Genomic DNA, 25,584 nt, shown 5'->3' with positions numbered 1-25,584 from the left:
CCTGCCTCGATGTTCAAGAGGTCAACCATGCACATTCATATTCTTGGTATTTGCGGCACATTCATGGGCTCGATGGCGGTACTCGCCAAAGAACTGGGTCATCACGTCACCGGCTCCGACGCCAACGTCTACCCGCCCATGAGCACGCAACTGCAAGCCCAGGGCATTGAATTGACCCAAGGCTACGACCCCTCGCAATTCGACCCCGTGCCGGACCTGGTAGTGATCGGCAATGCCATGTCCCGTGGCAACCCGGCAGTCGAGTACGTGCTCAACAAGGGGCTCGCGTATGTTTCCGGCCCGCAATGGCTGGCCGACCATGTACTGGAAGGCCGTTGGGTGCTGGCGGTGGCTGGCACCCACGGCAAGACCACCACCAGCAGCATGCTCGCCTGGGTGCTGGAGCATGCCGACATGAGTCCGGGCTTTTTGATCGGCGGCGTGCCGCAGAATTTTTCGGTGTCGGCCCGCCTGGGCGACACGCCGTTCTTCGTGATCGAGGCGGACGAATACGACAGCGCCTTTTTCGACAAGCGTTCCAAGTTCGTCCACTACCGTCCGCGTACGGCGATTCTCAACAACCTTGAGTTCGATCACGCCGACATCTTCCCGGACTTGCCGGCCATCGAGCGGCAATTCCACCACCTGGTGCGCACCATTCCCAGCGAAGGCCTGGTAATCCACCCGACCACAGAGCCTGCGCTGCAGCGCGTGATCGACATGGGCTGCTGGACCCCGGTGCAGACCACCGGCGCCAGCGGGCAGTGGCAGGCCAGGCTGCTGAGCGAAGACGGCTCGCGCTTTGAAGTGCTGTTTGAAGGCCAGGCCCAGGGCATCGTTGCGTGGGACATGACCGGCCAGCATAACGTCGCCAATGCCTTGGTCACCCTGGCCGCCGCGCGGCATGTGGGCGTGGTGCCCGCCATGGGTATCGCGGCGTTGAGCGCGTTCAAAAGTGTGAAGCGCCGTATGGAAAAAGTCGCCGAGGTGAACGGGATTACCATTTACGACGACTTCGCCCACCACCCCACGGCGATTGCCACCACCCTGGATGGCCTGCGCAAGCAGGTCGGTGATGCCCGGGTCATCGCGATTGTCGAGCCGCGTTCCAATTCCATGAAGCTTGGCGCGCACCGCGATGGCTTGCCGCAGAGCGTCAACGATGCCGACGAGGTGGTCTGGTATGCACCTGCCAGTCTCGGTTGGGACCTGCCGGCGATTGCCGCGCTGTGCACCGTGCCGTCGACCGTCTGCGACTCCATCGAAGGCATCATCGAGCACGTCAAGCAGCAGGCAAGGTCTGGCACCCATGTGGTGGTCATGAGCAACGGCGGCTTCGGCGGCTTGCACGGCAAGCTGGCCGAGGCGCTGAAATGAGCGGCCCGGAACGCGTTACGCTGGCAATGACCGGCGCCTCGGGCGCGCCCTACGGCCTGCGCCTGCTCGATTGCCTGGTGCGTGAAGAGCGCGAGGTGCACTTTTTGATCTCCAAGGCTGCGCAATTGGTGCTGGCCACCGAGACCGATGTGTCGTTGCCGGTCAAGACGCAGACAATGCAGGCGTTCCTTACCGAATACACCGGTGCGGCGGCGGGGCAGATCAAGGTCTACGGCAAGGAGGACTGGATGTCTCCCGTGGCCTCGGGTTCTGGCGCGCCTGCGGCGATGGTGGTGGTGCCGTGCTCCACCGGTACGTTGTCGGCGATTGCCACCGGTGCCTGCAACAACCTGATCGAGCGGGCGGCGGATGTGACGCTCAAGGAGCGTCGCCAGTTGATTCTGGTGCCGCGTGAGGCGCCCTACTCGAGCATTCACCTGGAGCACATGCTCAAGTTGTCGAACATGGGCGTGACCATCCTGCCCGCGTCGCCAGGCTTCTACCACCAGCCGCAGACCATCGACGACCTGGTGGACTTCGTGGTGGCGCGTATTCTCAACCTGCTCAATATTCCCCAGGACATGCTGCCGCGCTGGGGCGAGCACCATTTGAGCAGCGATGAATAAGGCGCTGCTGCTGGTGTTGGCGCTGCAACTGGCCGGCTGCGCCACCGCACGCACGCTGGATGCGGCGCAGCCCGGCGCGCCGGTGGTGTATGCCGGCACACGCCTGGACCTGTACGCGATTGACGGCGGCTGCTGTGCCAAGGACAAGTTCGGGGCTGAGGCGCCGCGCTACCCTCATGTGGACCTGCCAGCCAGCGCATTACTCGATACGCTGTTATTGCCGCTCTCGGTGTTGACGGTGTTGGGCGTGGGGTTCAACGCGACGGGCGGTCTCTAATAATTGGAGCCTCTGTGGCGAATGGTTTGTTGTGGCGAGCGGGCTTTTTGTGGCGAGCGGGCTTGCCCCGCGTTGGGCTGCGCAGCAGCCCCAAAACCATGCGCTGCGTAGTGTCAGATACACCGCGTTGTCCTTGATTGGGGGCTGCTTCGCACCCCAACGCGGGGCAAGCCCGCTCGCCACGGGAATGTGGCTGCCTGATTAAATCAACACGTTATTTTGTGTTGATAAGAGGGGTTACTTGCCGAGCTTGCGCAACTCATCCGACTCCACCACCCGCACCCCATTCTGCTCTTCCAGGGCCAGGCGCCACATCGCCCGGGCGAGGTCGCACACTTCGATGCCGTGGTACTTGCCTGGAATCAAGCGCGACAACGGCCCGGCCAGTTGTTCGGCCAGACGCGGTTCCAGTCGGTCGCCCAGCAACAGCGACGGCCGCACGATGGTCAGTTGCGGCCAGTCCTGCGCCTTCAACGCCTGTTCCATTTCGCCTTTGACACGGTTGTAGAACACCGAGGATTTCGGGTCGGCGCCAATCGCGCTGATCACGATCAGGTGCCGCGCGCCCAGTTCCCGCGCGCGGTTGGCAAACGCCACGACCAGGTCCAGGTCGACGGCGCGGAATGCGGCTTCGGAGCCGGCTTTCTTGAGGGTGGTGCCCAGGCAGCAGAAGGCGATATCCACCTGGCCGCTCAGCTGTGGCAGAACCACTGCCGGTTCGCCCACCGGGTTTTCCAGGTGCGGGTGTTTGGCCAGTGGTTTGCGACTCGGCGCCAGTACGCGGCTGACGGTGGGTTCGTTGAGCAGGCGGTCCAGCAGGTGTTCGCCGGTGAGGCCCGAGGCGCCCGCGAGCAGGATATGCTGAGGTGTCAGATACATGGTGTTTCCCCCTTATTACACAGTACAGCTTAGTTGCCTTTGGCTTCCTTGCTATTCATTGAGACGCTTTCGAGCGCCTTTCGTGCCTGCTGTTTGCGTAAGAGTTGCCAGTGGGCGATCACCCCCTTGGGCGCCCAGATCTGCGGTTCGGAGGCTTCGAAGTTGTCCGCCTGCTCGCGCTCGGTCACGTGCAGTTGCGCCAGTTTGAAGGCTTGCTGCAAGTCGTCGGTCTGGTTGAAAGCCTGTGCGAAAAGAGCATCGCCGAAGTAGGTGAAGTCGGCTTCCTCGGAACAACCGAACGACACGCGATCAGCTCGTGAGGCGGTCATGATCAGCGTGTGTTCATCTTTCAGCGCCGGAATGAAGCCGCCGGAATAGCAGGCGGAAATCACGATGATCTTGTCGCGGTTTTGCAACGGGGTGAGCACGGCGGCCAGCTCGTCGGCGGGCAGGTCGGCCAGCTCCATGCGCGGCTGGTCCAGCACCAGTTCATGTTCGTGGGTGCCGTGGCTGGTCAGGTAGATAAACACCAGGTCTTCCGGCCCGCTGCGTTCGGCCAGGGTCTGCACTGCGCGGCGCAGACTTTCGCGGGTGGCCAGGGGGCGGTCAGTGATGTGGTCGCGATGGTTGACCAGGCGTATCTGCCCACGGGCGCCGAAACGCGTGGCGAGCATGTTGCTGACGTAATCGGCTTCGCGCAGGAACACGCTTTGCTTGCCGTCGCCGGCCACGGCCAGGGTGTACAGCTCCACGGCAGGGGTGGAGGCGGGCACAGCGGCCAGCGCCTCGTTGAGCAAACGACCCTGGGCGAGCACGCCGATTTCCAGCGGGTCGGGCAGCAGCTTGCCGTCGGCGTCACGCACGCGCAGGCCGTTGACCCAGGTGCCGGCCTGCACGTTACCGTCGGCGAGCACCAGCGTGCCGCGACCTTGATAATTGTCGCTGTCGAACCCGCCGATATAGAAGCTGCCGTCCGTGAGGTTCAGACGGCCTTCGCCGGTAAAGCGCCAATCGCTGAACTGGCCCACATAGTGGCTGCCGTCCACGCCGATCAACTCGCCCTTACCGCTCAGTGCGCCTTCCTTGAATTCGCCGATCCACACATCGCCGTCGGCGTTTTCGTAGCGGCCCTTGCCGTTGAGCTGGTTCTGTTTGAACTGGCCTACATAGATGTCGCCGTCGGCGCTGTTGAACGTGCCGTTGCCTTCCAGCTGACCGTCGACAAAACGGCCGCTGAACTGGTTGCCGCTGTCGTCGTTGCGCTGGCCTTCGCCGTTCGGCTTGCCGTGGGCGAACTGGCCCTGATACTGGCTGCCGTCGGCCAGCTCCAGGCGACCGAGGCCTGAGTACTGGTCGTCGAGAAATTCGCCGCGATAGGTCATCTGCCCCTCTTTGAGGGTGCCTTCGCCGTTGCGGCGACCGTTCTTGAAGCCGCCCACGTATTGGCTGCCAGCAGTGGTCAGGTTGCCCTGGCCATCGAACAGGCCCTGCTGGAACTCGCCCTTATAGACTTCGCCGTTGCTGCCATGCCATTCGCCCTGGCCGTGCCACTGGCCCTTGTCGAACGCGCCGGCATACCAGCTGCCGTTGGGGTAGTCGACGCGGCCCTGGCCCTGCAGCAGGCCATTGACCACATCGCCACGGTAGCGGCCCCCATCGGGCAGGCGCGCATCGGGCGGCAACAGCGATTCGCCGTCTCCGCAGGCGGTGAGCAACAGGGCGAGGGCAAGGGGGGCGAGTGGGCGCATAGCGGGATCCGGATAATTGAGCGCCGAGTATGCCGCAGCCGCGCGATTGATACATAAATTTACATACGCTGTGGCGAGGTTTAGCGCCTCACCCCAGGCAGGGCCTTACACGAAGCAGAGGGAAAGCGACTCGGCAATGTAGGCAGGTTTTTCCTGGCCGTCGATTTCCAGGGTGCAGGTGGCCTTGAGCAGCCACTGGCCAGGCTTTTTCTCGGTAACATCGGTCAGGGTAACCGCCAGACGCACCCTGGAGTCGACCTTCACCGGCTGGATGAAACGCACGCTGTCCAGGCCATAGTTGACCGCCATTTTCAGGCCTTCGGGCACGAGCATGATGTCTTCGATCAATTTGGGCATCAGCGACAGTGATAGAAAACCGTGGGCGATGGTGCTGCCGAACGGAGTCTGCGCGGCCCTGATCGGGTCGATATGGATGAACTGGTAATCGCCCGTGGCTTCTGCGAACAGGTTGATACGGGCCTGGTCGATGGTGAGCCATTCGGAACGTCCCAGTTCCTTGCCGATGTGATCTTTGAGCTGCGCTACAGGTACATGGGGCATTGCGTCTCTCCTGGGTTCAGCGGGTTTTATCCGCCCGGTCATCGGGGCGTTTTTCTGGATTGCAGAGCACCAATGTAGATCATCACGGCCCTACTGCCCGGTCAATCCACCATGCTTATGGCGAATGCCGGTGTATAGACCTGACATGCTTATAATGCGGGCGAGCTTTGACGGGGGAGAAAGCGGATGTTGTTACGGGGTCTGACCTGGCTGGTGCTGTTCCAATTGATCGGCACCGCGCTCAATCATTTGCTGTTGCCGGTATTGCCGGGGCCGATCATCGGCCTGTTGCTGATGCTGGGTTTTCTGATCTGGCGCGGCGAAGTCGGCGAGCCGTTGAACCTGGCGGCCAGCAGCCTGTTGCGCTACCTGCCGCTGCTGCTGGTGCCGCCCGCCGTCGGCGTGATGGTGTATGCCAGCGAGATTGCCGCTGACTTCTGGGCCATCATCGGTGCGCTGGTGGTGTCGCTGGTGATCGCCATGGGGTTCGTCGGGGTATTGATGCAGCAGATGGTCAAGCGCAAGGAGAAGGATCAATGATCGTCGACTGGCACGGCGCGTGGACGTCCGTCATCCATCACCCGCTGTTCGGCATCGGCATTACCCTGGGCGCTTATCAACTGGTGCTGGCCGGGTTCGAGAAAACCCGCTGGATCTTTCTGCAACCGGTGCTGGTCTCCATGCTGCTGGTGATCGGCGTGCTGCTCACCTGTGGCCTCAGCTACGCCGAATACCGCAAGAGCACCGAGATCATGGGCGTCCTGTTGGGCCCGGCCACGGTAGCGCTGGCGGTGCCGCTCTACCTGAATCTGCGGCGGATTCGCCAGTTGTTCTGGCCGATCTTCACGGCGCTGGTGTTGGGCGGGGTGTTGGTCACCGGCCTGTGCCTGCTGCTGGGCGAGTGGTTCGGTGCCGAACACCGGATGCTGATGACCATGGCGCCCAAGTCGGTGACCTCGCCGATTGCCATGCTGGTGGCCGAGCAGATCGGCGGCGTGGCGGCGCTGGCGGCAGTGTTTGTGCTGATCACCGGCGTGGTCGGCGCCATGATCGGCCCGGCCTACCTGACGCGCCTCGGTGTGCACAGCCCCGAGGCACGCGGCATGGCGCTGGGCCTCACCGCCCACGCCGTGGGCACCTCGGTGGCCTTGCAGGAAAGTGAAGAGTGCGGTGCCTTTGCGGCGCTGGCCATGAGTCTGATGGGCGTGGCCACGGCGGTGTTTTTGCCGTTGGCCGTGTCGGTGATTGTTTAAACCCAGGTATGAAGGAAACCTTTATGAGTCTGGCGCTGTTCCCGCTCAATACCGTGCTGTTCCCCGGCTGCACCCTCGACCTGCAGCTGTTCGAGGCGCGCTACCTGGACATGATCAGCCGCTGCATGAAAAAGGGCGAAAGCTTCGGCGTGGTGTGCATCCTCGACGGCCGGGAAGTCGGCATGGCGCCGGATGGCTACGCGCTGATCGGCTGCGAGGCGTTGATTCGCGACTTCAAGCAGCAGGAAAACGGCCTGCTGGGGATTCGCGTCGAAGGCGGGCGCAGATTTCGCGTACGTGAAGCGGGGGTGCAGAAAGACCAGTTGCTGGTGGCCGACGTGCAATGGCTGGACGAGCAACCGGACCTGCCGCTCGAAGAAGAGGACGCCGACCTGCTGGCCCTGCTCCAGGCCCTGGCCGAGCACCCGATGGTCGCCTCCCTGGACATGGGCGGCCATGCCGAGGGCCAGCAGGCGCTGGGTAATCAGCTCGCCTATTTATTGCCGTTCACCGAGGCGGACAAGATCGACCTGCTGCAAGTCGACGACCCGCAGCAGCGCCTGGATGCGATCCAGATGCTGCTCGACGAGTTGCAGGGCGAACTGTTCACTCAATAGGCATAACGCAGCAAGGCGTGGGAGGTGCCGGTGAGGGCGATAAAACTCATCACCGCCACCAGCGCCGGCAGCAGCAGCCACCAGATTCTGCGCGACATGGCCGGCAGCGGGCTGCGGTATTCGCTGGCCGTGAGGCTGAATGCGCAGACGGTCATGGCCAGCAGCGTGCCAGCGAGGATGTCCGAGGGCCAGTGGGCGCCAAGGTATACCCGTGACAGCGCGATGAAGGCGGCTGGAATGCAGCCCATCAGCATCCAGGTGAGGCGCAGCCGCGTTGGCTGGCCGCGCCCTGCCAGCACCGCCAGCGCGAGGAAAAACGCGAAGGCGCCGGACGCGTGGCCGCTGGGCATGCTGAAACTGGTGAGCGGGTCGGTGAGAATTTCCGGGCGGCCACGGGCAAAAAACAGCTTGGTGCCGGTATTGATCACCGCCGCGCCGGCCAGCGTGGCACCCACGAACAGCGCATGGCGCCACTGTCGCAGCAACAGCAGCAGGCCGGTAAACACGGCGCTGGCGACGAACATCTTTTTGAACTCGCCCAGTTGCGTGATTCGCACCATCACCTCGTCCAGCCAAGCACTGCGATGCTCCTGCACCAGCGCGCTCAGGCCCTGATCGAAGTGATTGAGGTGTGGGTAGCCGATAAACACTGCGATCAGCAGCACCAGGCTCGCGCAACCGATCCACAGCGTTGCGCGACGATGGCCGCGCAGGCTGCTGTTCAAACTCAGGCCCAGCAAGACGGCCAGGCACCCGGCCACCACTGCCGCCTCCGGCCAGAAGCCTTCCGGCAGTGGCAGACGGAACGCGGCACCGGTCGCCCAGCCCGGCAGCAGATAGGCCACCGACCAGCCGGCCGCCGCGACAACACTCACGACGGCGAAGCGCGGGAAGGGCATGTCGCACATGCCGGCCACCATCGGCAGCATCGGGCGCAAGGGGCCGATGAAACGTCCGACCAGCAGGCTGGCGATGCCGTATTTGTGGAAGTAGGTTTCGGCGCCGTTCATCCATTCCGGGTGGTGACGCAAGCCGGGCAGGCGCCGGATATTCTGGTGGAAATGTCGACCCAGAAAGTAGGAAACACCGTCGCCCAGCAGCCCGCCGAGAAACCCCAGCAGCAACGTCTCGCTCAGCGACAACGCGCCGCTGCCGGCCAGCGCGGCAATGGCGAACAGCAACACCGTGCCCGGCACGATCAGCCCGGCAATCGCCAGGCACTCCACGCATGCGACGATAAACACCGCCACGGCCAGCCACTGCGGGTTCACGGTCAGCCAGCCGGTAATGCTATCGAGCCATTGGCCCATACACTCCACTCCCTCTTGCACTACGTAATCCGGAACACTGGAAGATCAACTGTGGGAGCGGCTTGCCCGCTCCCACAAAGGGCCTGCGGCGATATGGGCGTTCATGCCCCATTGGCTCAAATCAAAAAATAATCCCGGCCTTCGACCTGGCCGCGGCGCAGCGGGTTCCGCGTGCAATAAGGCGCATAGCCTGCATCGACGAAACGGTACATCAGGTGCTCATCGCGCCCGCTCGGGATGCCCAGGCGGGTGGTCTGGATAATCTGCGTGGGCGTCTGCCCCACGTCCTGCACATAGAGCAATTCCTGGTCGAACCGCTTGGCGTCCCACATCGGCACCTTCAGCCCCAGGGCCTTGCACAGCAGCGTCTGGCCGGCGCAAAGTTTTTGCGAGGCGCGCGGGCTGCCGTCGGGGTTCGGGTTGTTGAGCAGCATTTGCGCCAGGCTGGCGGGGCCGGAGATTTCATCCACCCACGGATAGGCCGACTTGATCAGCACCGCGTTGCCCGGGCCATGGGCGCTGAAGTTCAGCGAATCGCCGCCCCTGGCGTAATACATGTAGATATGGCCACCATCCAGAAACAAAGCCTTACGCTTTTCTGTGTAGCCGAGTGACGCATGACTGCCTTTTTCGGCCACGTAATAGGCTTCGGTTTCAATAATTCGCGCAGAAAGCCAGAGATCGCCCACGCGATGGCGTATGACTTTTCCGAGCAGATCCCGTGCGAGCACTTGCGCGTCACGGTCGAAGAAGCGGTCGGGCAGGGCGCTGGCGGGGAGTTGCGGGGTCACACTGGGCATAAGAGGTCAGGGGAATGCAGGTAAATGTGACCGAATAATAACAACTCCCCGCTTAATTACCGCTGAACACCCGTTTTTTACAGTTCATTTCGACCATCCGCCCCTCACCGCTGTCAGTCGGGCGGCGTCACAGCTATAATCTGCCGCTTTCCTCTTTGGCCAAGTCTCCCTGACCATGACTGAGTCCGTTCTCGACTACATGACCCGCCTGGGTCGCGCAGCCCGCCAGGCCTCGCGGTTGATCGCCCGTGCGAGCACTGCGCAGAAGAACCGTGCCCTGCTGGCCGCCGCCGATGCGCTGGATGCCGCGCGCGCAGAGCTGGCCGCCGCCAACGAACAGGATTTGGCCAACGGCCGCGCCAATGGCCTGGAACCGGCCCTGCTGGACCGCCTGGCGCTGACCCCGGCACGTATCGACGACATGATCGAAGGCCTGCGTCAGGTGGCCAAGCTGCCTGACCCCATCGGTGAAATCCGCGATATGCGCTACCTGCCGTCCGGCATCCAGGTCGGCAAGATGCGCGTGCCCCTGGGCGTGATCGGCATCATCTACGAGTCGCGTCCGAACGTGACCATTGACGCCGCAAGCCTGTGCCTCAAGTCCGGCAACGCCACGATCCTGCGTGGCGGTTCCGAGGCCATCCATTCCAACCGTGCCATTGCCGCGTGCATCCAGCAGGGCCTGGCCGTGGCCGAGCTGCCCGCCGAAGTGGTGCAGGTGGTGGAAACCACCGACCGCGCGGCCGTCGGCGCGCTGATCACCATGCCCGAGTTCGTCGACGTGATCGTGCCACGCGGTGGCAAGAGCCTGATCGAGCGCGTCAGCCGCGAGGCCAGGGTGCCGGTGATCAAGCACCTGGACGGCGTGTGCCACGTGTTCATCGACGTGGCCGCCGACCTCGACAAGGCGATCCGCATCGCCGACAACGCCAAGACCCATCGCTACGCCCCGTGCAACACCATGGAGACGCTGCTGGTGCACGCCGGCATTGCCGAGCGCGTGCTGCCGCCGCTGGCTGCCATCTACCGCGACAAGGGCGTGGAACTGCGCGGTTGCGAGCGCACCCGTGCGCTGCTGGGCGCGGACGTGATCGAGGCCACCGAAGAAGATTGGTACACCGAGTACACGGCGCCCATCCTGTCGATCCGCATCGTCGACGACCTGGACCAGGCCATCGAACACATCAATAAATATGGCTCCAGGCACACCGACGCTATTGTCTCCGAGCATTTCAGCGATGCCCGGCGTTTCCTCACCGAAGTGGATTCCGCGTCGGTGATGATCAACGCCTCCACGCGCTTTGCCGACGGCTTCGAATATGGCCTGGGCGCGGAGATCGGCATCTCCACCGACAAACTCCACGCACGCGGCCCGGTCGGCCTGGAAGGCCTGACCAGCGAGAAGTACGTAGTGTTCGGCGACGGTCACGTGCGCACTTGATGGCTAAACGCATCGGGCTGCTCGGCGGCACCTTCGACCCCGTGCACATCGGCCATTTGCGCAGTGCGCTTGAGGTGGCCGATGCGCTCGGGCTGGACGAGATGCGGGTGATGCCCAACGCGCGGCCGCCCCATCGCGACATGCCGCAAGTGTCGCCGCAGCAGCGCCTGGAAATGGTGCGCGTGGCAGTGGAAGGCATCGCACCGCTGGTGGTGGACGACCGTGAACTCAAGCGCGATAAACCGTCCTACACTGTCGACACCCTGGAGCTGATGCGCGCCGAGCTGGCCGCTGATGACCAGTTGTTTCTGCTTTTGGGCTGGGACGCATTTTGCGGCCTGCCCTCTTGGCATCGCTGGGAGGAGCTCCTCCAGCATTGCCACATCCTGGTGCTGCAACGCCCGGATGCCGACAGCGAACCGCCGGATGCCCTGCGCAACCTGCTGGCCGCGCGGTCGGTAAGTGACCCCTTGGCCCTGACCGGGCCGAACGGGAATATTGCATTCGTCTGGCAGACCCCGCTTGCGGTGTCTGCCACCCAGATCCGTCAACTGCTGGCCAGCGGGAAGTCGGTACGTTTCCTGGTGCCTGACGCGGTCCTGGCCTACATCGATGCGCACGGGCTTTACCGTGCGTCGAACTGAAAAGGCGCGCTTGACCGCACGAACCGTCGTGCAGCAAGCGCCCGAACATATGAGCAAAACGAGTTTTTTATGACGAACAAAGACGTAAGCAAAGTTAAGCGCAAAGGCACCTTCAAAAGCGCCCCGCTGCCGGTTGAAGCCCACGTTGGCCCGGAGCTGGCTGGCGAAGAGTTGGTGAAAGTCGCGGTTGCCGCGCTCGAAGACGTGAAGGCCCAGGACATCCAGGTGCTGGACGTGCGCGACAAGCAGAGCATCACCGACTACATGATCATCGCCACCGGTACCTCCAACCGCCAGATCGGCGCGATGCTGGACAAGGTCCGCGAAGCCGTCAAAGCCCAGGGCGTCAAGCCATTGGGTGAAGAAGGCAAGGGCGACAGCGACTGGGTGCTGCTGGACATGGACGACGTAATCGTTCACATGATGACCTCCAACGCCCGCCAGTTCTACGACCTGGAGCGCCTGTGGAAAGGCGCCGAGCAGAGCCGTGCCGCCGATGGCAAGCACCACAGCCCGGAAGTGGGCCACGCGCACTTCGACAAGCTCAACAAAGACCAGGAATAAGGAACGGCTGTGCGCCTGCGTCTGATCGCTGTCGGTTCACGCATGCCCAAGTGGGTGGAAGAAGGCTGGCATGAATATGCCAAGCGTCTGCCCGCCGAGCTGTCGCTTGAGCTGGTGGAAATCCCGCTCAACACCCGGGGCAAGAATGCCGACGTGGCGCGCTTTATCCGTCAGGAAGGCGAAGCCATGCTGGCCAAGGTCGGCCCCAACGAGCGCATCGTCACCCTCGAAGTGCACGGCAAGCCCTGGAGTACCGAGCAACTGGCGGTGGAACTGGACCGCTGGCGTCTGGATTCGCGCACGGTCAACTTCATGGTCGGTGGCCCTGAAGGGCTGGCGCCGGAAGTCTGTGCGCGGGCCGATCAGCGCTGGTCGCTGTCGGCGCTGACGTTGCCGCACCCGTTGGTAAGGATTCTGATCGGTGAACAGCTGTATCGCGCCTGGACAGTCCTGTCCGGGCACCCGTACCACAAATAATCTGCGCCGCGCCCGATGACTCAGCCGATCCGCATCAAGGACCACGAGAAAGACGCACGTCTGGTACGCGCTCGTGTCGTGTTTGGTGCGTTTCTGGTGGTGGGGCTGATCGGCGTGCTGGTCGCGCGCCTGTATTTTCTGCAGGTGATCCAATACGACTATCACTCCACGCTGTCGGAAAACAACCGCGTGCATGTGCAGCCGATCCCGCCGACCCGTGGGCTGATTTTCGACCGCAACGGCGTGGTGGTTGCCGATAACCGCCCCAGCTTCAGCCTGAGCATGACCCGCGAGCGCTCCGGCAACTGGCAGCAGGTGCTCGATGTGATCGTCGAGGTGCTGCAACTGACGCCGGAAGACCGGGTGATCTTCGAAAAACGCATGAAGCAGGGGCGCCGGCCGTTCGAGCCGGTGCCGATTTTGTTCGAGCTGACCGAAGAGCAGATCGCGCGTATCGCGGTGAACCAGTTCCGCCTGCCCGGCGTGGAAGTGGTGGCGCAGCTGGTGCGTCATTATCCGCAGGGGCCGCACTTTGCCCACTCGGTCGGTTATATGGGGCGCATCAACGAGAAAGAGCTCAAAAGCCTCGACCCGGTCAATTACAGCGGCACCCACCATATCGGCAAAACCGGCATCGAGCGCTTCTACGAGCCCGAGCTGCACGGCCAGGTGGGTTACGAAGAAGTCGAAACCAACGCGCGAGGCCGCGTGCTGCGCGTGCTCAAGCGCACCGACCCGGTGCCCGGCAAGGACATCGTGCTGAGCCTGGACATCAAGCTGCAGGAAGCCGCCGAAATGGCCCTGGGCGGTCGCCGCGGCGCGGTGGTGGCCCTCGACCCGAACACTGGCGAGGTGCTGGCGATGGTCAGCCAGCCGAGCTTCGACCCCAACCTGTTCGTGACCGGCATCAGCTTCAAGGCCTACGCCGAGTTGCGTGATTCCATCGACCGACCGCTGTTCAACCGCGTGCTGCGCGGCCTGTACCCGCCCGGCTCGACCATCAAGCCGGCGGTGGCGATTGCCGGCCTGGACGCGGGCGTGGTCACCGCTTCCAGCCGTGTGTACGACCCGGGCTACTACATGCTGCCCAACTACGACCACAAATACCGCAACTGGAACCGCACCGGTGACGGCTATGTCGATCTGGACACCGCGATCATGCGCTCCAACGACACCTACTTTTACGACCTGGCCCACAAGCTGGGGATCGACCGTCTGGCGGCCTACATGGGCAAGTTCGGCCTCGGCCAGAAAGTCTCCCTGGACATGTTCGAAGAATCCCCTGGCCTGATGCCATCGCGTGAATGGAAGCGCGCGACCCGTCGCCAGGCGTGGTTCCCGGGGGAAACCCTGATTCTCGGCATCGGCCAGGGCTACATGCAGGCCACCCCGCTGCAACTGGCCCAGGCCACCGCGTTGGTGGCCAACAAAGGCATTTGGAACCGCCCGCACCTGGCCCGGACCATCGAGGGCGAAAAGCCGGTGGATGAAAACCCGATTCCCGACATCGTGCTGCGCGACCCGTCCGACTGGGCCAAGGTCAATCACGGCATGCAGCAGGTGATGCACGGCGCCCGGGGCACCGCGCGCAAGGCCGCGCTTGGCGCGCAGTACCGCATTGCCGGCAAGAGCGGCACGGCGCAGGTGGTGGCGATCAAGCAGGGCGAAAAGTATGACCGCAGCAAGGTCCAGGAGCGTCACCGCGACCACGCCTTGTTTGTCGGCTTTGCCCCGGCCGATGCTCCGAAAATCGTGGTGGCGGTGATGGTCGAGAACGGCGAATCCGGCTCCGGTGTGGCTGCGCCGGTGGTGCGCCAGATCATGGACGCCTGGCTGCTGGCCGATGACGGCCGGCTCAAGCCCGAGTATGGCGGCCCCCCTTCCACTCCCGAGGTGACGGCCCGTGAAGAGTAATTTTGACCGCATCCTCTCCAGCGAGGACGTGATGCGTCGTCGCGCGACGTTGCTGCAGCGCATGCACATTGATGGCCCGCTGCTGATCCTGCTGCTGACCCTGGCGGCCGGCAGCCTGTTCGTGCTGTATTCGGCCAGCGGCAAGGACTGGGACTTGCTGATCAAGCAGGCGTCCTCGTTCGGCCTGGGCCTGTTGTCGATGGTGGTGATCGCGCAGTTGGAGCCACGCTTCATGGCGCGCTGGGTACCGCTGGGGTACGTCGCCGGGGTGTTGCTGCTGGTGGTGGTGGACGTGATGGGCCACAACGCCATGGGCGCGACACGCTGGATCAACATTCCCGGGGTGATTCGCTTCCAGCCGTCGGAATTCATGAAGATCCTGATGCCGGCCACCATTGCCTGGTATCTGTCCAAACGCACCTTGCCGCCGCAGCTCAAGCACGTGGGCATCAGCCTGATCCTGATCGGCATCCCGTTCATCCTGATCGTGCGCCAGCCCGACCTCGGCACCTCGTTGCTGATCCTCGCCGGTGGCGCCTTCGTGCTGTTCATGGGTGGCCTGCGCTGGCGCTGGATCCTCAGCGTGCTGGCGGCTGCGGTGCCGGTGGCGGTGGCGATGTGGTTCTTCTTCATGCACGACTATCAGAAGCAGCGGATCCTCACGTTCCTCGACCCGGAAAGCGACCCGCTGGGCACCGGCTGGAACATTATCCAGTCCAAGGCCGCCATCGGTTCCGGTGGCGTGTTCGGCAAGGGCTGGTTGCTGGGCACCCAGTCGCATCTGGACTTTTTGCCCGAAAGCCACACCGACTTCATTATCGCGGTGCTGGGCGAAGAGTTCGGCCTGGTGGGCATTTGTGCGCTGCTGCTGATCTATTTGCTGCTGATCGGGCGTGGCCTGGTGATCACCGCGCAGGCCCAGACGCTGTTCGGCAAATTGCTCGCCGGCGCCTTGACCATGACTTTTTTTGTTTACGTTTTCGTCAACATCGGTATGGTCAGTGGCCTGCTGCCGGTGGTAGGGGTGCCGTTGCCGTTCATTAGCTACGGTGGAACTTCGCTGGTGACATTGCTGTCAGCGTTTGGGGTTTTGATGTCGATTCATACGCATCGCAAATGGATCGCACAGGTTTGAATAAGGTGAAGATGTCAATGCAAGTAATGCGCGGCTGGGCGACTCGGCATGCATCCTGGATGGGCCTGATCGGGCTGCTGGGTGCATCGCAGGAGACGCAGGCCGGTGACTACGATGGCTCTCCCCAGGTCGCCGAATTTGTCGGCGAAATGACCCGCGACTACGGTTTCGCCGGTGAACAGCTGATGGGCGTGTTCCGGGAGGCGCAGAAGAAACAGGCGATCCTCGACGCCATTTCGCGCCCGGCCGAACGCGTGAAGCAGTGGAAGGAATATCGACCGATGTTCCTCACCGATGCCCGCGTGGCCCGGGGCGTGGACTTCTGGCGTCAGCACGAGGCGACACTGGCCCGCGCCGAGCAGGAGTACGGCGTGCCGGCCCAGGTGATTGTCTCGATCATCGGTATCGAAACCTTCTACGGGCGCAATACCGGCAATTATCGGGTGATTGATGCCTTGTCGACCCTGGGCTTCGATTACCCGCCGCGCGCCGACTTCTTCCGCAAGGAGCTGCGCGAGTTCCTGCTGTTGGCCCGCGAAGAGCAGGTCGACCCGCTGGCCCTCAAGGGCTCCTACGCTGGTGCCATGGGCCTGCCGCAATTCATGCCGAGCAGCTTTCGCGCCTACGCGGTGGATTTTGACGGCGACGGCCACATCAATATCTGGAGCAATCCGGACGATGCCATTGGCAGCGTGGCCAGTTACTTCAAGCAGCATGGCTGGGTGGCCGGCGAGCCCGTGGTGGTGCGCGCCGATGTCAGCGGCGAACGCGTCGACGAAGGTTTGACCCAAGGCATCGAGCCGGTCAAGACGGTCGGGGAGTTGCGGGCGCTGGGCTGGTCGAGTCAGAATGCGCCGGGCGACGAACTGCCGGTGACGGCGTTCCGCCTCGAAGGCGAAAACGGCCCTGAATACTGGATGGGCCTGCAGAATTTTTACGCAATCACGCGTTATAACCGCAGTGTGATGTACGCCATGGCCGTGCATCAGCTGTCAGACATGCTGGTCCAAGCACGGGGCACCAAGTAATGCGGGCATCGCCGTTCCATAAACCGCTCAAGCTGGTGGCGTTTGCCGCGTTGTCCTTGCTGGTTGTCAGTTGTTCCACGTCCACCCCCACCAGTCGTGGGCCGGTGCCCAAGGCCGGTGGCGCAATCGTCCGCGCTCAGCCGGGCCTGGACATCAACCGTGCGCACAAGGACGGCGCGCCGTGGTGGGACGTGGACGTGTCGAAGATCCCGGATGCCACGCCGACCCTGCACACCGGCCCCTACAAGGCCAACCCCTACACCGTGCTGGGCAAGAATTACTTCCCGCTGCAGGACTCCAAAACCTACGTCCAGTCGGGCACGGCGTCCTGGTACGGCACCAAGTTCCACGGTCAGAACACCGCCAATGGCGAGGTCTATGACCTGTACGGCATGAGCGCGGCCCACAAGACATTGCCGCTGCCCAGCTATGTGCGGGTGACCAACCTGGACAACAACCGCACGGTGATCCTGCGGGTCAACGACCGTGGGCCGTTCTACTCCGACCGTATCATCGACTTGTCCTATGCCGCTGCGAAGAAACTCGGCTATGCCGAAACCGGCACCGCGCGGGTCAAGGTCGAAGGCATCGACCCGGCCCAATACTGGGCCCAGCGTGGCAAACCGGCGCCGTTGATGCTCAACGAGCCGCGCACCGTGCAGCCGCAAGTGACTGCCTCCACCGGCAAGATCGAACAGTGGACGCCACCGCCTGCGCAGCACGCCCCGGACACCGTGGTCGTGCCCCATGCCGCACCTGGCGCGTCCATGGCCGGCGGGCAATTCCTGCAGGTGGGCGCTTTCGCCAACCCGGATGCGGCAGAACTGTTAAGGTCCAAGCTCAGTGGCATGGTCAACGCGCCGGTATTCATCAGTTCCATCGTGCGTAACCAGCAGACCCTGCACCGCGTGCGCATGGGCCCGATCGGCTCGCCGAGCGAGGTCGCGCAGGTGCAGAACAGCGTACGCCTGGCCAACCTGGGGCAGCCCAAGCTGGTCACCGCCGAATAATCCCGATTGAAGGTTCAGGCTCCTGCGGGGCTCGAACCCTGGTTGCTGGCTCGTTGAACAACAAAAACCCAGGGGCAAGGGGTGAGCAGGCAATCGAACACGCGACAGTCTGGCAACGGGCTGTCTGAATAAGTTTTGCCCGCGAGGGCAAGTTTCCATACGCAATTTCGAGAGACGGATGAACATCACCACCTTAGCCAAACGCACGTGCCTGCTTATCTCGCTGATCATCACCCCGGCCGCCTGGGCGGTTGAAATGGTGCCGGCTTCCCCGCAACTGGCCGCCAAGGCCTGGGTCCTCATGGATGCCGCCAGCGGCAACGTGCTGGTCGAGAACGGCGGTGATGTGCGCCTGCCGCCCGCCAGCCTGACCAAGCTGATGACCGCCTACATCGCGACCCTGGAAATCCGTCGCGGCCAGATCGGCGAGAACGATCCGGTCACCGTCAGCGAAAACGCCTGGCGTACCGGCGGTTCGCGGATGTTCATCAAGGTCGGCTCGCAAGTCACCGTGAGCGACCTGCTGCACGGCATCATTATCCAGTCGGGTAACGACGCCAGCGTGGCCCTGGCCGAACACATCGCCGGCAGCGAAGACGCGTTCGCCGACATGATGAACAAGACCGCCAGCGACCTGGGCATGACCAACAGCCACTTCATGAACCCGACCGGCCTGCCGAACCCGGAGCACTATTCGTCGGCTCACGACATGGCGATCCTGGCTCGCGCGATCATCCGCGTCGACCCTGTGCACTATGCGATCTACTCCCAGAAGGAATTCTTCTGGAACAACATCAAGCAGCCCAACCGCAACCTGTTGCTGTGGCGTGACAAGACCGTCGATGGCCTGAAAACCGGCCATACCGACGAAGCCGGTTACTGCATGGTGTCGTCCGCTGTTCGTGATGGCCAGCGCCTGATCGCCGTGGTATTCGGCACCAACAGCGAGCAGGCCCGTGCGGCCGAGACGCAAAAGCTGCTGACCTACGGCTTCCGTTTCTTCGAAACCCAGACGTTCTACCAGAAGGGCGCCGAGCTTGCGACCGCACCGGTGTGGAAGGGCGCGACCTCCCAGGTCAAGGCCGGCCTGGCCGACGACCTGACCCTGACCATGCCTAAAGGCCAGCTGAAGAAACTGGCTGCCAGCATGACCATGAACCCGCAACTGGTTGCGCCTATCGCCAAGGGCGATGTGATCGGTAAAGTCGAAGTGAAGCTGGACGACAAGGTGGTGCACAGCGCCGACCTGATCGCGCTCGACGCCGTCGACGAAGGTGGTATCTTCCGCCGCGTGTGGGATAGCATCCGTCTATTCTTCTACGGCTTGTTCAACTGATTGTGCGCACCTGCAAAGCCCCGCGTTGATCCGACGCGGGGCTTTGCCCGTCGCCACGGCTTACCGCTTGCGAGGCTGTTCTGCCATGACCGATAAAGAAGTAAAGGCGCCAAAGATCGAGTTCCCGGTGACGGACTATCCCGTCAAGGTGATCAGCGATACCGGTGCAGGCAACAAGGACAAGATCCTCGAGATCGTGCGTAAACACGCGACGATCAACGACAACCGGGTGGACGAGCGTTCGAGCACCAACGGTAAATACACCACGATCCAGTTGCACATCGTTGCGACCGGCCAGGAACAGCTCTACGACATCAACAGTGAACTACGGGCCACCGGCTTCGTGCACATGGTGTTGTGATGCCCGCAGTCCTGGGCTTTCGCGAGCTTGGCCAGATGGCCTATGAGCCCGTGTGGCATGCCATGCAGCGCTTCACCAACGAGCGCGGCACTTCGGCCCCGGATGAAATCTGGCTGGTGGAGCATCCGCCGGTGTTCACCCAGGGCCAGGCCGGCAAAGCCGAGCACCTGCTGGTGCCGGGTGATATTCCAGTGGTGCAGGTCGACCGAGGTGGCCAAGTGACTTACCATGGTCCCGGCCAACTGGTGGCTTACCTGCTGCTGGATGTGCGCAAGCTGGGGTTTGGCGTGCGCGACCTGGTGAGCCGCATGGAGACTTGCCTGATCGAGCTGCTGGCCAGTTATGGCGTGAGCGCCGCAGCCAAGCCCGATGCACCCGGCGTGTACGTGGACGGCGCGAAAATCGCCTCGCTGGGGTTGCGCATCCGCCATGGCTGTTCCTTTCATGGCCTGGCCCTGAATGTGGACATGGACCTGGCGCCATTTCGTCGCATCAACCCCTGTGGTTATGCGGGGCTTGCGATGACGCAACTGAGCGAACACGCCACACCGATTAAATTTGCCGAGGTAAGTGCCCGGCTGCGCGCGCAGCTCGTCAAACACCTCGACTATGCTGAGCAGACGACCCTCACGGGCGGAATCGACTGATTATGACTACTGATGCAGTGCAAACCATGATCCCGACGCTGGACATCACCGAGCGTCCGGCCCCGGCCCCGCGTGCCAAGGTGGAAGCCGGCGTCAAGCTGCGTGGCGCCGAGAAGGTTGCACGCATCCCGGTCAAGATCATTCCCACCACCGAACTGCCGAAGAAACCCGACTGGATCCGCGTGCGCATCCCGGTTTCGCCGGAAGTCGACCGTATCAAGGCCCTGCTGCGCAAACACAAGCTGCACAGCGTGTGCGAAGAGGCGTCCTGCCCGAACCTGGGCGAATGCTTCTCCGGCGGCACCGCCACGTTCATGATCATGGGCGACATCTGCACCCGTCGCTGCCCGTTCTGCGACGTGGGCCACGGCCGTCCGAAGCCGCTGGACGTGAACGAGCCGGAAAGCCTGGCCATCGCCATCGCCGACCTCAAACTCAAATACGTGGTGATCACCTCGGTGGACCGCGACGACCTGCGTGACGGCGGTGCCCAGCACTTTGCCGACTGCATCCGCGAAATCCGCAAGCTGTCGCCGAACGTGATGCTCGAAACACTGGTGCCGGACTACCGTGGCCGCATGGACGTGGCGCTGGAAATCACCGCCGCCGAGCCGCCGGATGTGTTCAACCACAACCTGGAAACCGTGCCGCGCCTGTACAAGGCCGCGCGTCCGGGTTCGGACTACCAGTGGTCGCTGACCCTGCTGCAGAAATTCAAGCAGATGATGCCGCACATCCCGACCAAATCCGGCCTGATGCTGGGCCTGGGCGAAACCGACGAAGAAGTGATCGAAGTCATGAAGCGCATGCGCGAACACGATATCGACATGCTGACCCTTGGCCAATACCTGCAACCGTCGCGCAGCCACTTGCCGGTGCAGCGTTTCGTGCACCCGGACGTCTTCGCCTGGTTCGCCGAGGAAGGCTACAAGATGGGCTTCAAGAACGTGGCGTCGGGCCCGTTGGTACGTTCGTCGTACCACGCCGACGAGCAGGCCAAACTGGTCAAGGCCAGCCTGGTTTCCGCCTAGAGCGCTGAGTCACACCGCAGGCCTGAAGTGCAGCAAGGGCCAATGTGGGAGGGGGCGTGCTCCCGATAGCGGTGTTTCAGTCACCTGATGTATTGACTGTCACACCGCCATCGGGAGCACGCGCCCTCCCACTTTTTGCATGGAGAACATGGATGAACGCCGCCGTACCCGCACTGCGCCCCGAAGGCACCATCGCCCTGATCGCCCCGGCCGGCCCCGCCGCGCTGGACGTGGAAAAAGCCGAACAATGGATGCGCAATCGTGGCTACGAGCTGCGCATCTACCCCGGCGTGTATGAACGCGACGGCTACCTCGCCGGCAGCGATAAAACCCGCCTCGCCGACCTCCATGCCGCCTTCGCCGACCCCGATATCGATGCCATCTTCTGCCTGCGCGGCGGCTACGGCACGCCACGTCTACTCGACAGCCTGGATTTCGGCCTGCTGCGCGCCAACCCCAAACCCTTTGTCGGCTACAGCGACATCACCGCCTTGCACCTGGCGATCAACCGGTATGCGGGCTTTGTGACCTTCCACGGGCCGATGCTCAATGCCGATCTGCTGGGCGACAAACAGCCACCCACCGAGTCGTCGTTGTTCAACTTGCTGCGCGGCCAGTTGGGCGTCGGCAGCGAGTTGGCGCACCCGGTGGCCTTCCCGCTGACCACCCTTGAGCCGGGCATCGCCCGTGGGCGCTTGCAGGGTGGAAACCTGTCGATGATCGCCGCAGTGATGGGCACGCCGTTTGAAATCGACGCGCAAGGCATCATCCTGTTTATCGAGGACATCAACGAGCCGATCTACCGCATCGACCGCCTGCTGACGCACTTGCGTCTGGCCGGCAAGCTGGCGCAGGTGGCCGGTGTATTGGTGGGGGATGTGGCAGGGGTGGACAGCATGGCGTTGGCGCGGCTGTTGAAGCAGACCTTCGAACCGCTGGGCATTCCGGTACTGGCCGGCTGGCGTAGCGGGCACTGCGATCCCAACCTGACGTTGCCGCTGGGCGCAGTGGTTCGCCTGGATGCGGGGGAGCAGCGGGTGGTGCTGGAGCAGGATGTGGTCTTTAAATAAGGGTTGCCTGGCGTGCCGTCATCGGGAGCAAGCCCCCTCCCACACGTTGAATGTATTCACAGTTCAAAGGTGGGAGGGGGCTTGCTCCCGATGACGGTATTCGCCATAAGCGAATCTAGCGGTTCTGCAGAGACTCCAGCAACTTCACCGTCGCGTACCCGTCCGCCGGCCAGCCCAATGCCTGCTGCGCCGCGCGAATCGCCTTGCGCGTGTTCGCCCCGATAATCCCGTCCGGGTTACCCGCGTCATAGCCCTTGGCGGTCAGCGCTGCCTGCAGGTCGATGCGCTGGGATCGGCTCAGCGGCAATTCATCCTTGGGCCAGTCCCCCCGAATCACACCCCCGCCACCGAACCGCTCCGACAACAGGCCAACCGCCAGTGCGTAGGAAGAGGAGTTGTTGTACTTGAGGATCGCGCGGAAGTTATCCAGCACCAGGAACGCCGGGCCACGGTAACCGGCTGGCAGCAGCAGGGCGGCGGACAGCGGGTCGACGTTGGGCGGCATGCTTGCTCCCGGTGGCAGTTGAATGCCGAGTCTCAGCCATTCGGCCACGCTCTTGCGCACGCTGCCGTCGGCCAGGGCGTAATCGAAGTTGGTCGGCAGTTGTTTTACCTCGAAACCCCACGGCTGGCCTTTCTGCCAGCCGGAGCTTTGCAGGTAATGCGCAGTGGAGGCGAGGGCGTCGGCCGGGCTGTTCCAGATATCGCGGCGGCCGTCGCCATCGAAGTCCACGGCGTGGGTATTGTAGGTGGTCGGGATAAATTGGGTCTGACCCATGGCGCCGGCCCAGGAACCTTTCATCTGGTCGGCCTGGATATCGCCATGCTGGATGATCTGCAGCGCGGCGAGCAATTGCGCCTGGGCAAAGGCCGGGCGGCGGCCCTCATAGGCCAGGGTGGCCAGGGAGCGGATGACTGAGTTATTGCCCTGGAACGCGCCAAAATTACTCTCCATGCCCCACACCGAGACGAGCGCCTGGCGGTCGACGCCATAGCGTTGCTCGATGCTCTGCAGGATATCGGCGTACTTGATCAGCAGCGCCTGGCCATTGCGCACGCGCACCGCCGACAGGGCGCTGTCGAGGTACTCCCACACCGGGCGGGAAAACTCCGGCTGGCTGCGGTCGGCGCGAATCACCGCCATGTCGGGGGTGACGTTGGCGAACGCATTATCGAAGACGGCGGGTGTGATTCCGGCTTTCAGCGCGTCCACGCGGAACCCGGCCTGCCATTCGGCAAAGGTCTGGGTGGGCTGGATATCAAGATTGTCCACGGCCAAAGGTGCAACCACGGCAGGCGCAACGGCCGGCACGGTCTGGATTTTCGGCAGGGGCTGGGCGTCGGCGGCGGTGGGTTTCTCGGCGCAGGCGACAAGCAGAATGAGGCTGGAGGCAGCGATCAATTGGCGCAGGTGCCAACGACGGGAAAGACTAGAGGGCATGCACAGGTCCAGGGGTTACAAATCAAGTGCAGACCTTATCATGCCGGAGGGGCGCTTGCCTTCAGGCAGCCAGAAAGTAAGAAGCCTCCCAGCTGTCAGACTGGAAGGCTTCGCGGCGGTAGCTGCCTTTGCCCTTGCCGGCGCGTTCCTGTCGGCTGCGGAACAGTGGCTGGGCGATGATGGATTTGGCCTTGTTGGGGCCATTTTTGGATGGCTTTTTGCTCATGTTGGATGCGCTCGATGGGTGATGGAACGGCGCAAATAATCTGCCGAAGCCACCGCGCTGTAAAGCCTGAAAATTGTAAACATAGCGCAAAGTGTGGGTTACTCGGCGGGCAGTGTCAGGCGCTGGCCGGCCATCAACAGCGACAAACGGCTGAGGCTCATCCACGGCGAGCCCGCCGCCTGGCCCTTGATTTGCGCATCGATACGCTGTGCCTCGAGCAACAATTGCGTCCAGCGTTGCGCCGTGTGCCGTTGCAGGGCTTTGCTCATCAGTGGCTTGCGCTTGTCCCACACCGGTGGGCGGGCCTGGCTGAAGCATTTGTCCAGCGGCGTGCCCTGGCTGTATTGCAGGGCGATATTGGCCAGTACCCGCAGCTCCCGGGCCAGGGCCCACAGAATCACCGGCGGCTCCACCCCTTCGCCGCGCAAGCCTTCAAGCATGCGCAGGGCATGGGCCGGCTCACCGTTGAGGATGGCATCCACCAGCCCGAACACGTCAAAGCGCGCACTGTCGGCCACCGCACCTTGCACGGTTTCGACGGTGATCTGTCCGTCTTCGGCCATCAATTTGAGCTTTTCGATCTCCTGAGCGGCGGCCAGCAGGTTACCCTCGACCCGCGCGGCGATCAGCTCCACAGCGTCCTGCGTCGCCGACAACCCTGATTGGGACAGGCGTTGACGAATCCACTGCGGCAACTGGTTGCTGTCCACCGGCCAGATCTGGATGAACTGCGTCTGCGCGCCTTCCACCAGCGCCTTGCCCCACTTGGTTTTCTGCGCACTGCCGTCGAGCTTGGGCAGGCTGATCAGCAAGACCGTGTCTTCGGCCGGCCGTGCGCAGTATTCCATCAGCGCCGCCGCGCCCTTGTCACCGGGCTTGCCCGAGGGCAGGCGCAGTTCCAGCAGGCGTTTTTCGGCAAACAGCGACATGCTGGCGCCGGCTTGCAGCAGCGTGCCCCAGTCGAAGCTGGCATCGGCGCTGAACACCTGGCGCTCATCGAAGCCTTGCTGGCGTGCGGCGCTGCGAATGGCGTCCGCCGCTTCCTGGCACAGCAGCGGGTCATCGCCGCTGACGATGTAGACAGGCGCAAGGCCACCTTGCAGGTGTTTGGCGAGTTGGGCGGGGGCGAGTTTCATAGGCGGGGCGAACGGGGCGCCTGGGGCGCCCCCTCTGGCTTACTCGACAGGGACTTCAACAGGCGATTGTTTCGGCGTGTTGTTTTCGTACTCTTGCGCCGCTTTCAGGGCATCGGCGTCGGCCTTGGCCTTGTCGTCAGCGCGCTGCTGCAACGTCTCAAGCTGTTGCGGAGTCAGCAACGACAGGCGCAGGACCATGCGCTGGACCAGATCACGCCGCATTTCCTTGCGCACCTGAATGATTTGCGAGTCAGAACCTACCAGGTTATTGCCGTCGTGGCTGACGACCTTCTGCACCTGGATCTTGTCACCCATCAAGGGCAGCTTGTCACGGCCCTGGATTTCAAAGGTCAGCTCGGTGCTCAGCTCGATGTCCGAGGCACGGCCGGCGCTGGCGTAGCTCAGGTTACGCTGGGTGTCTCGCTCGTCGGCCAGGAACAGCTTGTAGGGCGCGCCGGTGTAGATGTGCACGCCGCTGCTTTCCAGGACCTGACGCAATTGCGTCACGGTCTCGCCGTAGGCGTTGCGGGCGCTGACGTCCCATTCCTTGATCGCCAGTTCATTGGTGCCGGTGCCGCGCAACTGGAAACCGCATGCGCTCAGCAGCACGGCAAGGCCCATCACCAGCAAATTGCGTTTGATCATTTTTGTTGCTCCCCTTGAAACCAGGCGGGC

28 protein-coding genes are annotated in these 25,584 nt (G+C 63.1%); 19 read left to right on the top strand and 9 right to left on the bottom strand.

Annotation, left to right across the window (positions count from 1 at the left end; translation table 11 throughout):
• Positions 1–27 precede the first annotated feature (27 nt).
• From mpl to TU79_RS23030, 3 genes are read left to right on the top strand one after another with little or no spacing between them, the layout of a single operon-like run.
• Positions 28–1,377: a UDP-N-acetylmuramate:L-alanyl-gamma-D-glutamyl-meso-diaminopimelate ligase gene (mpl, locus tag TU79_RS23040; protein WP_057010143.1), complete on the top strand. Its 1,350-nt coding sequence runs from the start codon at positions 28–30 to the stop codon at positions 1,375–1,377.
• A complete protein-coding gene (ubiX, locus tag TU79_RS23035) occupies positions 1,374–2,003 on the top strand; it encodes a flavin prenyltransferase UbiX (RefSeq protein WP_057010142.1) in 630 nt (209 codons plus the stop codon). The genes mpl and ubiX overlap by 4 nt, the downstream gene beginning before the upstream one ends.
• The gene (locus tag TU79_RS23030; RefSeq protein ID WP_057010141.1) at positions 1,996–2,280 is read left to right on the top strand and encodes a YceK/YidQ family lipoprotein; all 285 of its coding nucleotides are present in this window, start codon (positions 1,996–1,998) and stop codon (positions 2,278–2,280) included. Before ubiX ends, TU79_RS23030 begins: the two co-directional genes overlap by 8 nt.
• A 237-nt stretch (positions 2,281–2,517) precedes the next feature.
• On the opposite strand, the gene TU79_RS23025 is transcribed toward TU79_RS23030, so the two are convergent.
• From TU79_RS23025 to TU79_RS23015, 3 genes are all read right to left on the bottom strand, one after another.
• Positions 2,518–3,159 carry an oxidoreductase gene (locus TU79_RS23025; RefSeq protein WP_057010140.1) on the bottom strand — a complete coding sequence of 214 codons (642 nt, stop codon included), beginning with the start codon at positions 3,157–3,159 and terminating at the stop codon, positions 2,518–2,520.
• Positions 3,160–3,188: 29 nt separating this feature from the next.
• Complete coding sequence (locus TU79_RS23020; RefSeq protein ID WP_057010139.1) at positions 3,189–4,907, bottom strand: C13 family peptidase; 1,719 nt, start codon at positions 4,905–4,907, stop codon at positions 3,189–3,191.
• Between the two features lie 105 nt (positions 4,908–5,012).
• Positions 5,013–5,468 carry a MaoC family dehydratase gene (locus TU79_RS23015; protein WP_057010138.1) on the bottom strand — a complete coding sequence of 152 codons (456 nt, stop codon included), beginning with the start codon at positions 5,466–5,468 and terminating at the stop codon, positions 5,013–5,015.
• Positions 5,469–5,654: 186 nt separating this feature from the next.
• Here TU79_RS23015 and TU79_RS23010 point away from each other — a divergent pair, with 186 nt between their 5' ends.
• From TU79_RS23010 to TU79_RS23000, 3 genes are read left to right on the top strand one after another with little or no spacing between them, the layout of a single operon-like run.
• Positions 5,655–6,008: a CidA/LrgA family protein gene (locus TU79_RS23010; protein ID WP_057010137.1), complete on the top strand. Its 354-nt coding sequence runs from the start codon at positions 5,655–5,657 to the stop codon at positions 6,006–6,008.
• Positions 6,005–6,721 (top strand): LrgB family protein, encoded by a 717-nt coding sequence (locus TU79_RS23005; protein WP_057010136.1) that lies wholly within the window; start codon positions 6,005–6,007, stop codon positions 6,719–6,721. The genes TU79_RS23010 and TU79_RS23005 overlap by 4 nt, the downstream gene beginning before the upstream one ends.
• Before the next feature lie 23 nt (positions 6,722–6,744).
• On the top strand, positions 6,745–7,338 hold the full coding sequence (locus TU79_RS23000) for an LON peptidase substrate-binding domain-containing protein (RefSeq protein ID WP_057010135.1): 594 nt from the start codon (positions 6,745–6,747) through the stop codon (positions 7,336–7,338).
• Here TU79_RS23000 and TU79_RS22995 read toward each other — a convergent pair.
• A complete protein-coding gene (locus tag TU79_RS22995; RefSeq protein WP_057010134.1) occupies positions 7,332–8,648 on the bottom strand; it encodes a bifunctional DedA family/phosphatase PAP2 family protein in 1,317 nt (438 codons plus the stop codon). The two genes, TU79_RS23000 and TU79_RS22995, sit on opposite strands and share 7 nt — an antisense overlap.
• Positions 8,649–8,764: 116 nt before the next feature.
• Positions 8,765–9,448 (bottom strand): DNA-3-methyladenine glycosylase, encoded by a 684-nt coding sequence (locus tag TU79_RS22990; protein ID WP_057010133.1) that lies wholly within the window; start codon positions 9,446–9,448, stop codon positions 8,765–8,767.
• Between the two features lie 175 nt (positions 9,449–9,623).
• Between TU79_RS22990 and TU79_RS22985 the strand changes: the two genes are divergently transcribed.
• From TU79_RS22985 to TU79_RS22925, 13 genes are all read left to right on the top strand, one after another.
• Complete coding sequence (locus TU79_RS22985; RefSeq protein ID WP_057010132.1) at positions 9,624–10,889, top strand: glutamate-5-semialdehyde dehydrogenase; 1,266 nt, start codon at positions 9,624–9,626, stop codon at positions 10,887–10,889.
• The gene (gene nadD / locus TU79_RS22980; RefSeq protein ID WP_003237043.1) at positions 10,889–11,533 is read left to right on the top strand and encodes a nicotinate-nucleotide adenylyltransferase; all 645 of its coding nucleotides are present in this window, start codon (positions 10,889–10,891) and stop codon (positions 11,531–11,533) included. Before TU79_RS22985 ends, nadD begins: the two co-directional genes overlap by 1 nt.
• Before the next feature lie 69 nt (positions 11,534–11,602).
• On the top strand, positions 11,603–12,097 hold the full coding sequence (gene rsfS, locus TU79_RS22975) for a ribosome silencing factor (RefSeq protein ID WP_003237041.1): 495 nt from the start codon (positions 11,603–11,605) through the stop codon (positions 12,095–12,097).
• Positions 12,098–12,106: 9 nt separating this feature from the next.
• Positions 12,107–12,574: a 23S rRNA (pseudouridine(1915)-N(3))-methyltransferase RlmH gene (rlmH, locus tag TU79_RS22970; RefSeq protein WP_003176297.1), complete on the top strand. Its 468-nt coding sequence runs from the start codon at positions 12,107–12,109 to the stop codon at positions 12,572–12,574.
• Between the two features lie 15 nt (positions 12,575–12,589).
• Positions 12,590–14,488 (top strand): penicillin-binding protein 2, encoded by a 1,899-nt coding sequence (gene mrdA, locus TU79_RS22965; RefSeq protein ID WP_057010131.1) that lies wholly within the window; start codon positions 12,590–12,592, stop codon positions 14,486–14,488.
• A 31-nt stretch (positions 14,489–14,519) separates the two neighbouring features.
• Positions 14,520–15,623 carry a rod shape-determining protein RodA gene (gene rodA, locus TU79_RS22960; protein WP_057010160.1) on the top strand — a complete coding sequence of 368 codons (1,104 nt, stop codon included), beginning with the start codon at positions 14,520–14,522 and terminating at the stop codon, positions 15,621–15,623.
• Positions 15,624–15,640: 17 nt separating this feature from the next.
• A complete protein-coding gene (gene mltB / locus TU79_RS22955; protein WP_057010130.1) occupies positions 15,641–16,651 on the top strand; it encodes a lytic murein transglycosylase B in 1,011 nt (336 codons plus the stop codon).
• Positions 16,651–17,661, top strand: coding sequence for a septal ring lytic transglycosylase RlpA family protein (locus TU79_RS22950; protein WP_057010129.1), 1,011 nt, complete (start codon positions 16,651–16,653; stop codon positions 17,659–17,661). Before mltB ends, TU79_RS22950 begins: the two co-directional genes overlap by 1 nt.
• A gap of 178 nt (positions 17,662–17,839) precedes the next feature.
• A complete protein-coding gene (locus tag TU79_RS22945; protein WP_057010128.1) occupies positions 17,840–18,997 on the top strand; it encodes a D-alanyl-D-alanine carboxypeptidase family protein in 1,158 nt (385 codons plus the stop codon).
• 85 nt (positions 18,998–19,082) lie between these two features.
• On the top strand, positions 19,083–19,358 hold the full coding sequence (locus TU79_RS22940; protein ID WP_003237028.1) for a DUF493 domain-containing protein: 276 nt from the start codon (positions 19,083–19,085) through the stop codon (positions 19,356–19,358).
• Positions 19,358–20,005, top strand: coding sequence for a lipoyl(octanoyl) transferase LipB (lipB, locus tag TU79_RS22935; protein ID WP_057010127.1), 648 nt, complete (start codon positions 19,358–19,360; stop codon positions 20,003–20,005). Before TU79_RS22940 ends, lipB begins: the two co-directional genes overlap by 1 nt.
• 26 nt (positions 20,006–20,031) lie before the next feature.
• Entirely contained in the window at positions 20,032–21,036 is a 1,005-nt protein-coding gene (gene lipA / locus TU79_RS22930; RefSeq protein WP_162276090.1) for a lipoyl synthase, read from the top strand.
• Between the two features lie 152 nt (positions 21,037–21,188).
• Complete coding sequence (locus TU79_RS22925; RefSeq protein ID WP_057010126.1) at positions 21,189–22,106, top strand: S66 peptidase family protein; 918 nt, start codon at positions 21,189–21,191, stop codon at positions 22,104–22,106.
• A 115-nt stretch (positions 22,107–22,221) separates the two neighbouring features.
• Here the strand turns inward: TU79_RS22925 and TU79_RS22920 are convergent, their stop codons facing one another.
• The 4 genes from TU79_RS22920 to TU79_RS22905 all read right to left on the bottom strand — a co-directional run bounded on the left by TU79_RS22920 (position 22,222) and on the right by TU79_RS22905 (position 25,554).
• Positions 22,222–23,547, bottom strand: a complete 1,326-nt coding sequence (locus tag TU79_RS22920; RefSeq protein WP_057010125.1) for a lytic murein transglycosylase — start codon at positions 23,545–23,547, stop codon at positions 22,222–22,224.
• A gap of 61 nt (positions 23,548–23,608) precedes the next feature.
• Positions 23,609–23,773: an alternative ribosome rescue factor ArfA gene (gene arfA, locus TU79_RS22915; RefSeq protein ID WP_057010124.1), complete on the bottom strand. Its 165-nt coding sequence runs from the start codon at positions 23,771–23,773 to the stop codon at positions 23,609–23,611.
• A gap of 98 nt (positions 23,774–23,871) precedes the next feature.
• Positions 23,872–24,909 carry a DNA polymerase III subunit delta gene (gene holA / locus TU79_RS22910; RefSeq protein ID WP_057010123.1) on the bottom strand — a complete coding sequence of 346 codons (1,038 nt, stop codon included), beginning with the start codon at positions 24,907–24,909 and terminating at the stop codon, positions 23,872–23,874.
• 39 nt (positions 24,910–24,948) lie between these two features.
• Complete coding sequence (locus TU79_RS22905; RefSeq protein ID WP_057010122.1) at positions 24,949–25,554, bottom strand: LPS-assembly lipoprotein LptE; 606 nt, start codon at positions 25,552–25,554, stop codon at positions 24,949–24,951.
• Positions 25,555–25,584: the final 30 nt, after the last annotated feature.

The sequence above is a fragment of the Pseudomonas trivialis genome, from assembly GCF_001439805.1.
Taxonomy (GTDB): domain Bacteria; phylum Pseudomonadota; class Gammaproteobacteria; order Pseudomonadales; family Pseudomonadaceae; genus Aquipseudomonas; species Aquipseudomonas trivialis.
The sequence above is the reverse complement of the archived record's forward strand: the minus strand, read 5'-3'. Positions and strand labels throughout refer to the sequence as shown.

Bases quoted from the DNA above. Each gene is read 5' to 3' on its own strand.
- holA (WP_057010123.1), bottom strand. From the start codon at position 24,909: ATGAAACTCGCCCCCGCCCAACTCGCCAAACACCTGCAAGGTGGCCTT.
- TU79_RS22995 (WP_057010134.1), bottom strand. From the start codon at position 8,648: ATGGGCCAATGGCTCGATAGCATTACCGGCTGGCTGACCGTGAACCCG.
- TU79_RS22920 (WP_057010125.1), bottom strand. From the start codon at position 23,547: ATGCCCTCTAGTCTTTCCCGTCGTTGGCACCTGCGCCAATTGATCGCT.
- rsfS (WP_003237041.1), top strand. From the start codon at position 11,603: ATGACGAACAAAGACGTAAGCAAAGTTAAGCGCAAAGGCACCTTCAAA.
- rodA (WP_057010160.1), top strand. From the start codon at position 14,520: ATGCGTCGTCGCGCGACGTTGCTGCAGCGCATGCACATTGATGGCCCG.
- arfA (WP_057010124.1), bottom strand. From the start codon at position 23,773: ATGAGCAAAAAGCCATCCAAAAATGGCCCCAACAAGGCCAAATCCATC.
- TU79_RS23020 (WP_057010139.1), bottom strand. From the start codon at position 4,907: ATGCGCCCACTCGCCCCCCTTGCCCTCGCCCTGTTGCTCACCGCCTGC.
- TU79_RS22940 (WP_003237028.1), top strand. From the start codon at position 19,083: ATGACCGATAAAGAAGTAAAGGCGCCAAAGATCGAGTTCCCGGTGACG.
- mpl (WP_057010143.1), top strand. From the start codon at position 28: ATGCACATTCATATTCTTGGTATTTGCGGCACATTCATGGGCTCGATG.
- lipB (WP_057010127.1), top strand. From the start codon at position 19,358: ATGCCCGCAGTCCTGGGCTTTCGCGAGCTTGGCCAGATGGCCTATGAG.
- TU79_RS23000 (WP_057010135.1), top strand. From the start codon at position 6,745: ATGAGTCTGGCGCTGTTCCCGCTCAATACCGTGCTGTTCCCCGGCTGC.
- TU79_RS22945 (WP_057010128.1), top strand. From the start codon at position 17,840: ATGAACATCACCACCTTAGCCAAACGCACGTGCCTGCTTATCTCGCTG.
- TU79_RS23030 (WP_057010141.1), top strand. From the start codon at position 1,996: ATGAATAAGGCGCTGCTGCTGGTGTTGGCGCTGCAACTGGCCGGCTGC.
- TU79_RS23015 (WP_057010138.1), bottom strand. From the start codon at position 5,468: ATGCCCCATGTACCTGTAGCGCAGCTCAAAGATCACATCGGCAAGGAA.
- TU79_RS22950 (WP_057010129.1), top strand. From the start codon at position 16,651: ATGCGGGCATCGCCGTTCCATAAACCGCTCAAGCTGGTGGCGTTTGCC.
- TU79_RS22925 (WP_057010126.1), top strand. From the start codon at position 21,189: ATGAACGCCGCCGTACCCGCACTGCGCCCCGAAGGCACCATCGCCCTG.
- TU79_RS22905 (WP_057010122.1), bottom strand. From the start codon at position 25,554: ATGATCAAACGCAATTTGCTGGTGATGGGCCTTGCCGTGCTGCTGAGC.
- TU79_RS23010 (WP_057010137.1), top strand. From the start codon at position 5,655: ATGTTGTTACGGGGTCTGACCTGGCTGGTGCTGTTCCAATTGATCGGC.
- TU79_RS23025 (WP_057010140.1), bottom strand. From the start codon at position 3,159: ATGTATCTGACACCTCAGCATATCCTGCTCGCGGGCGCCTCGGGCCTC.
- mrdA (WP_057010131.1), top strand. From the start codon at position 12,590: ATGACTCAGCCGATCCGCATCAAGGACCACGAGAAAGACGCACGTCTG.
- TU79_RS22990 (WP_057010133.1), bottom strand. From the start codon at position 9,448: ATGCCCAGTGTGACCCCGCAACTCCCCGCCAGCGCCCTGCCCGACCGC.
- TU79_RS23005 (WP_057010136.1), top strand. From the start codon at position 6,005: ATGATCGTCGACTGGCACGGCGCGTGGACGTCCGTCATCCATCACCCG.
- mltB (WP_057010130.1), top strand. From the start codon at position 15,641: ATGCAAGTAATGCGCGGCTGGGCGACTCGGCATGCATCCTGGATGGGC.
- TU79_RS22985 (WP_057010132.1), top strand. From the start codon at position 9,624: ATGACTGAGTCCGTTCTCGACTACATGACCCGCCTGGGTCGCGCAGCC.
- nadD (WP_003237043.1), top strand. From the start codon at position 10,889: ATGGCTAAACGCATCGGGCTGCTCGGCGGCACCTTCGACCCCGTGCAC.
- lipA (WP_162276090.1), top strand. From the start codon at position 20,032: ATGATCCCGACGCTGGACATCACCGAGCGTCCGGCCCCGGCCCCGCGT.
- ubiX (WP_057010142.1), top strand. From the start codon at position 1,374: ATGAGCGGCCCGGAACGCGTTACGCTGGCAATGACCGGCGCCTCGGGC.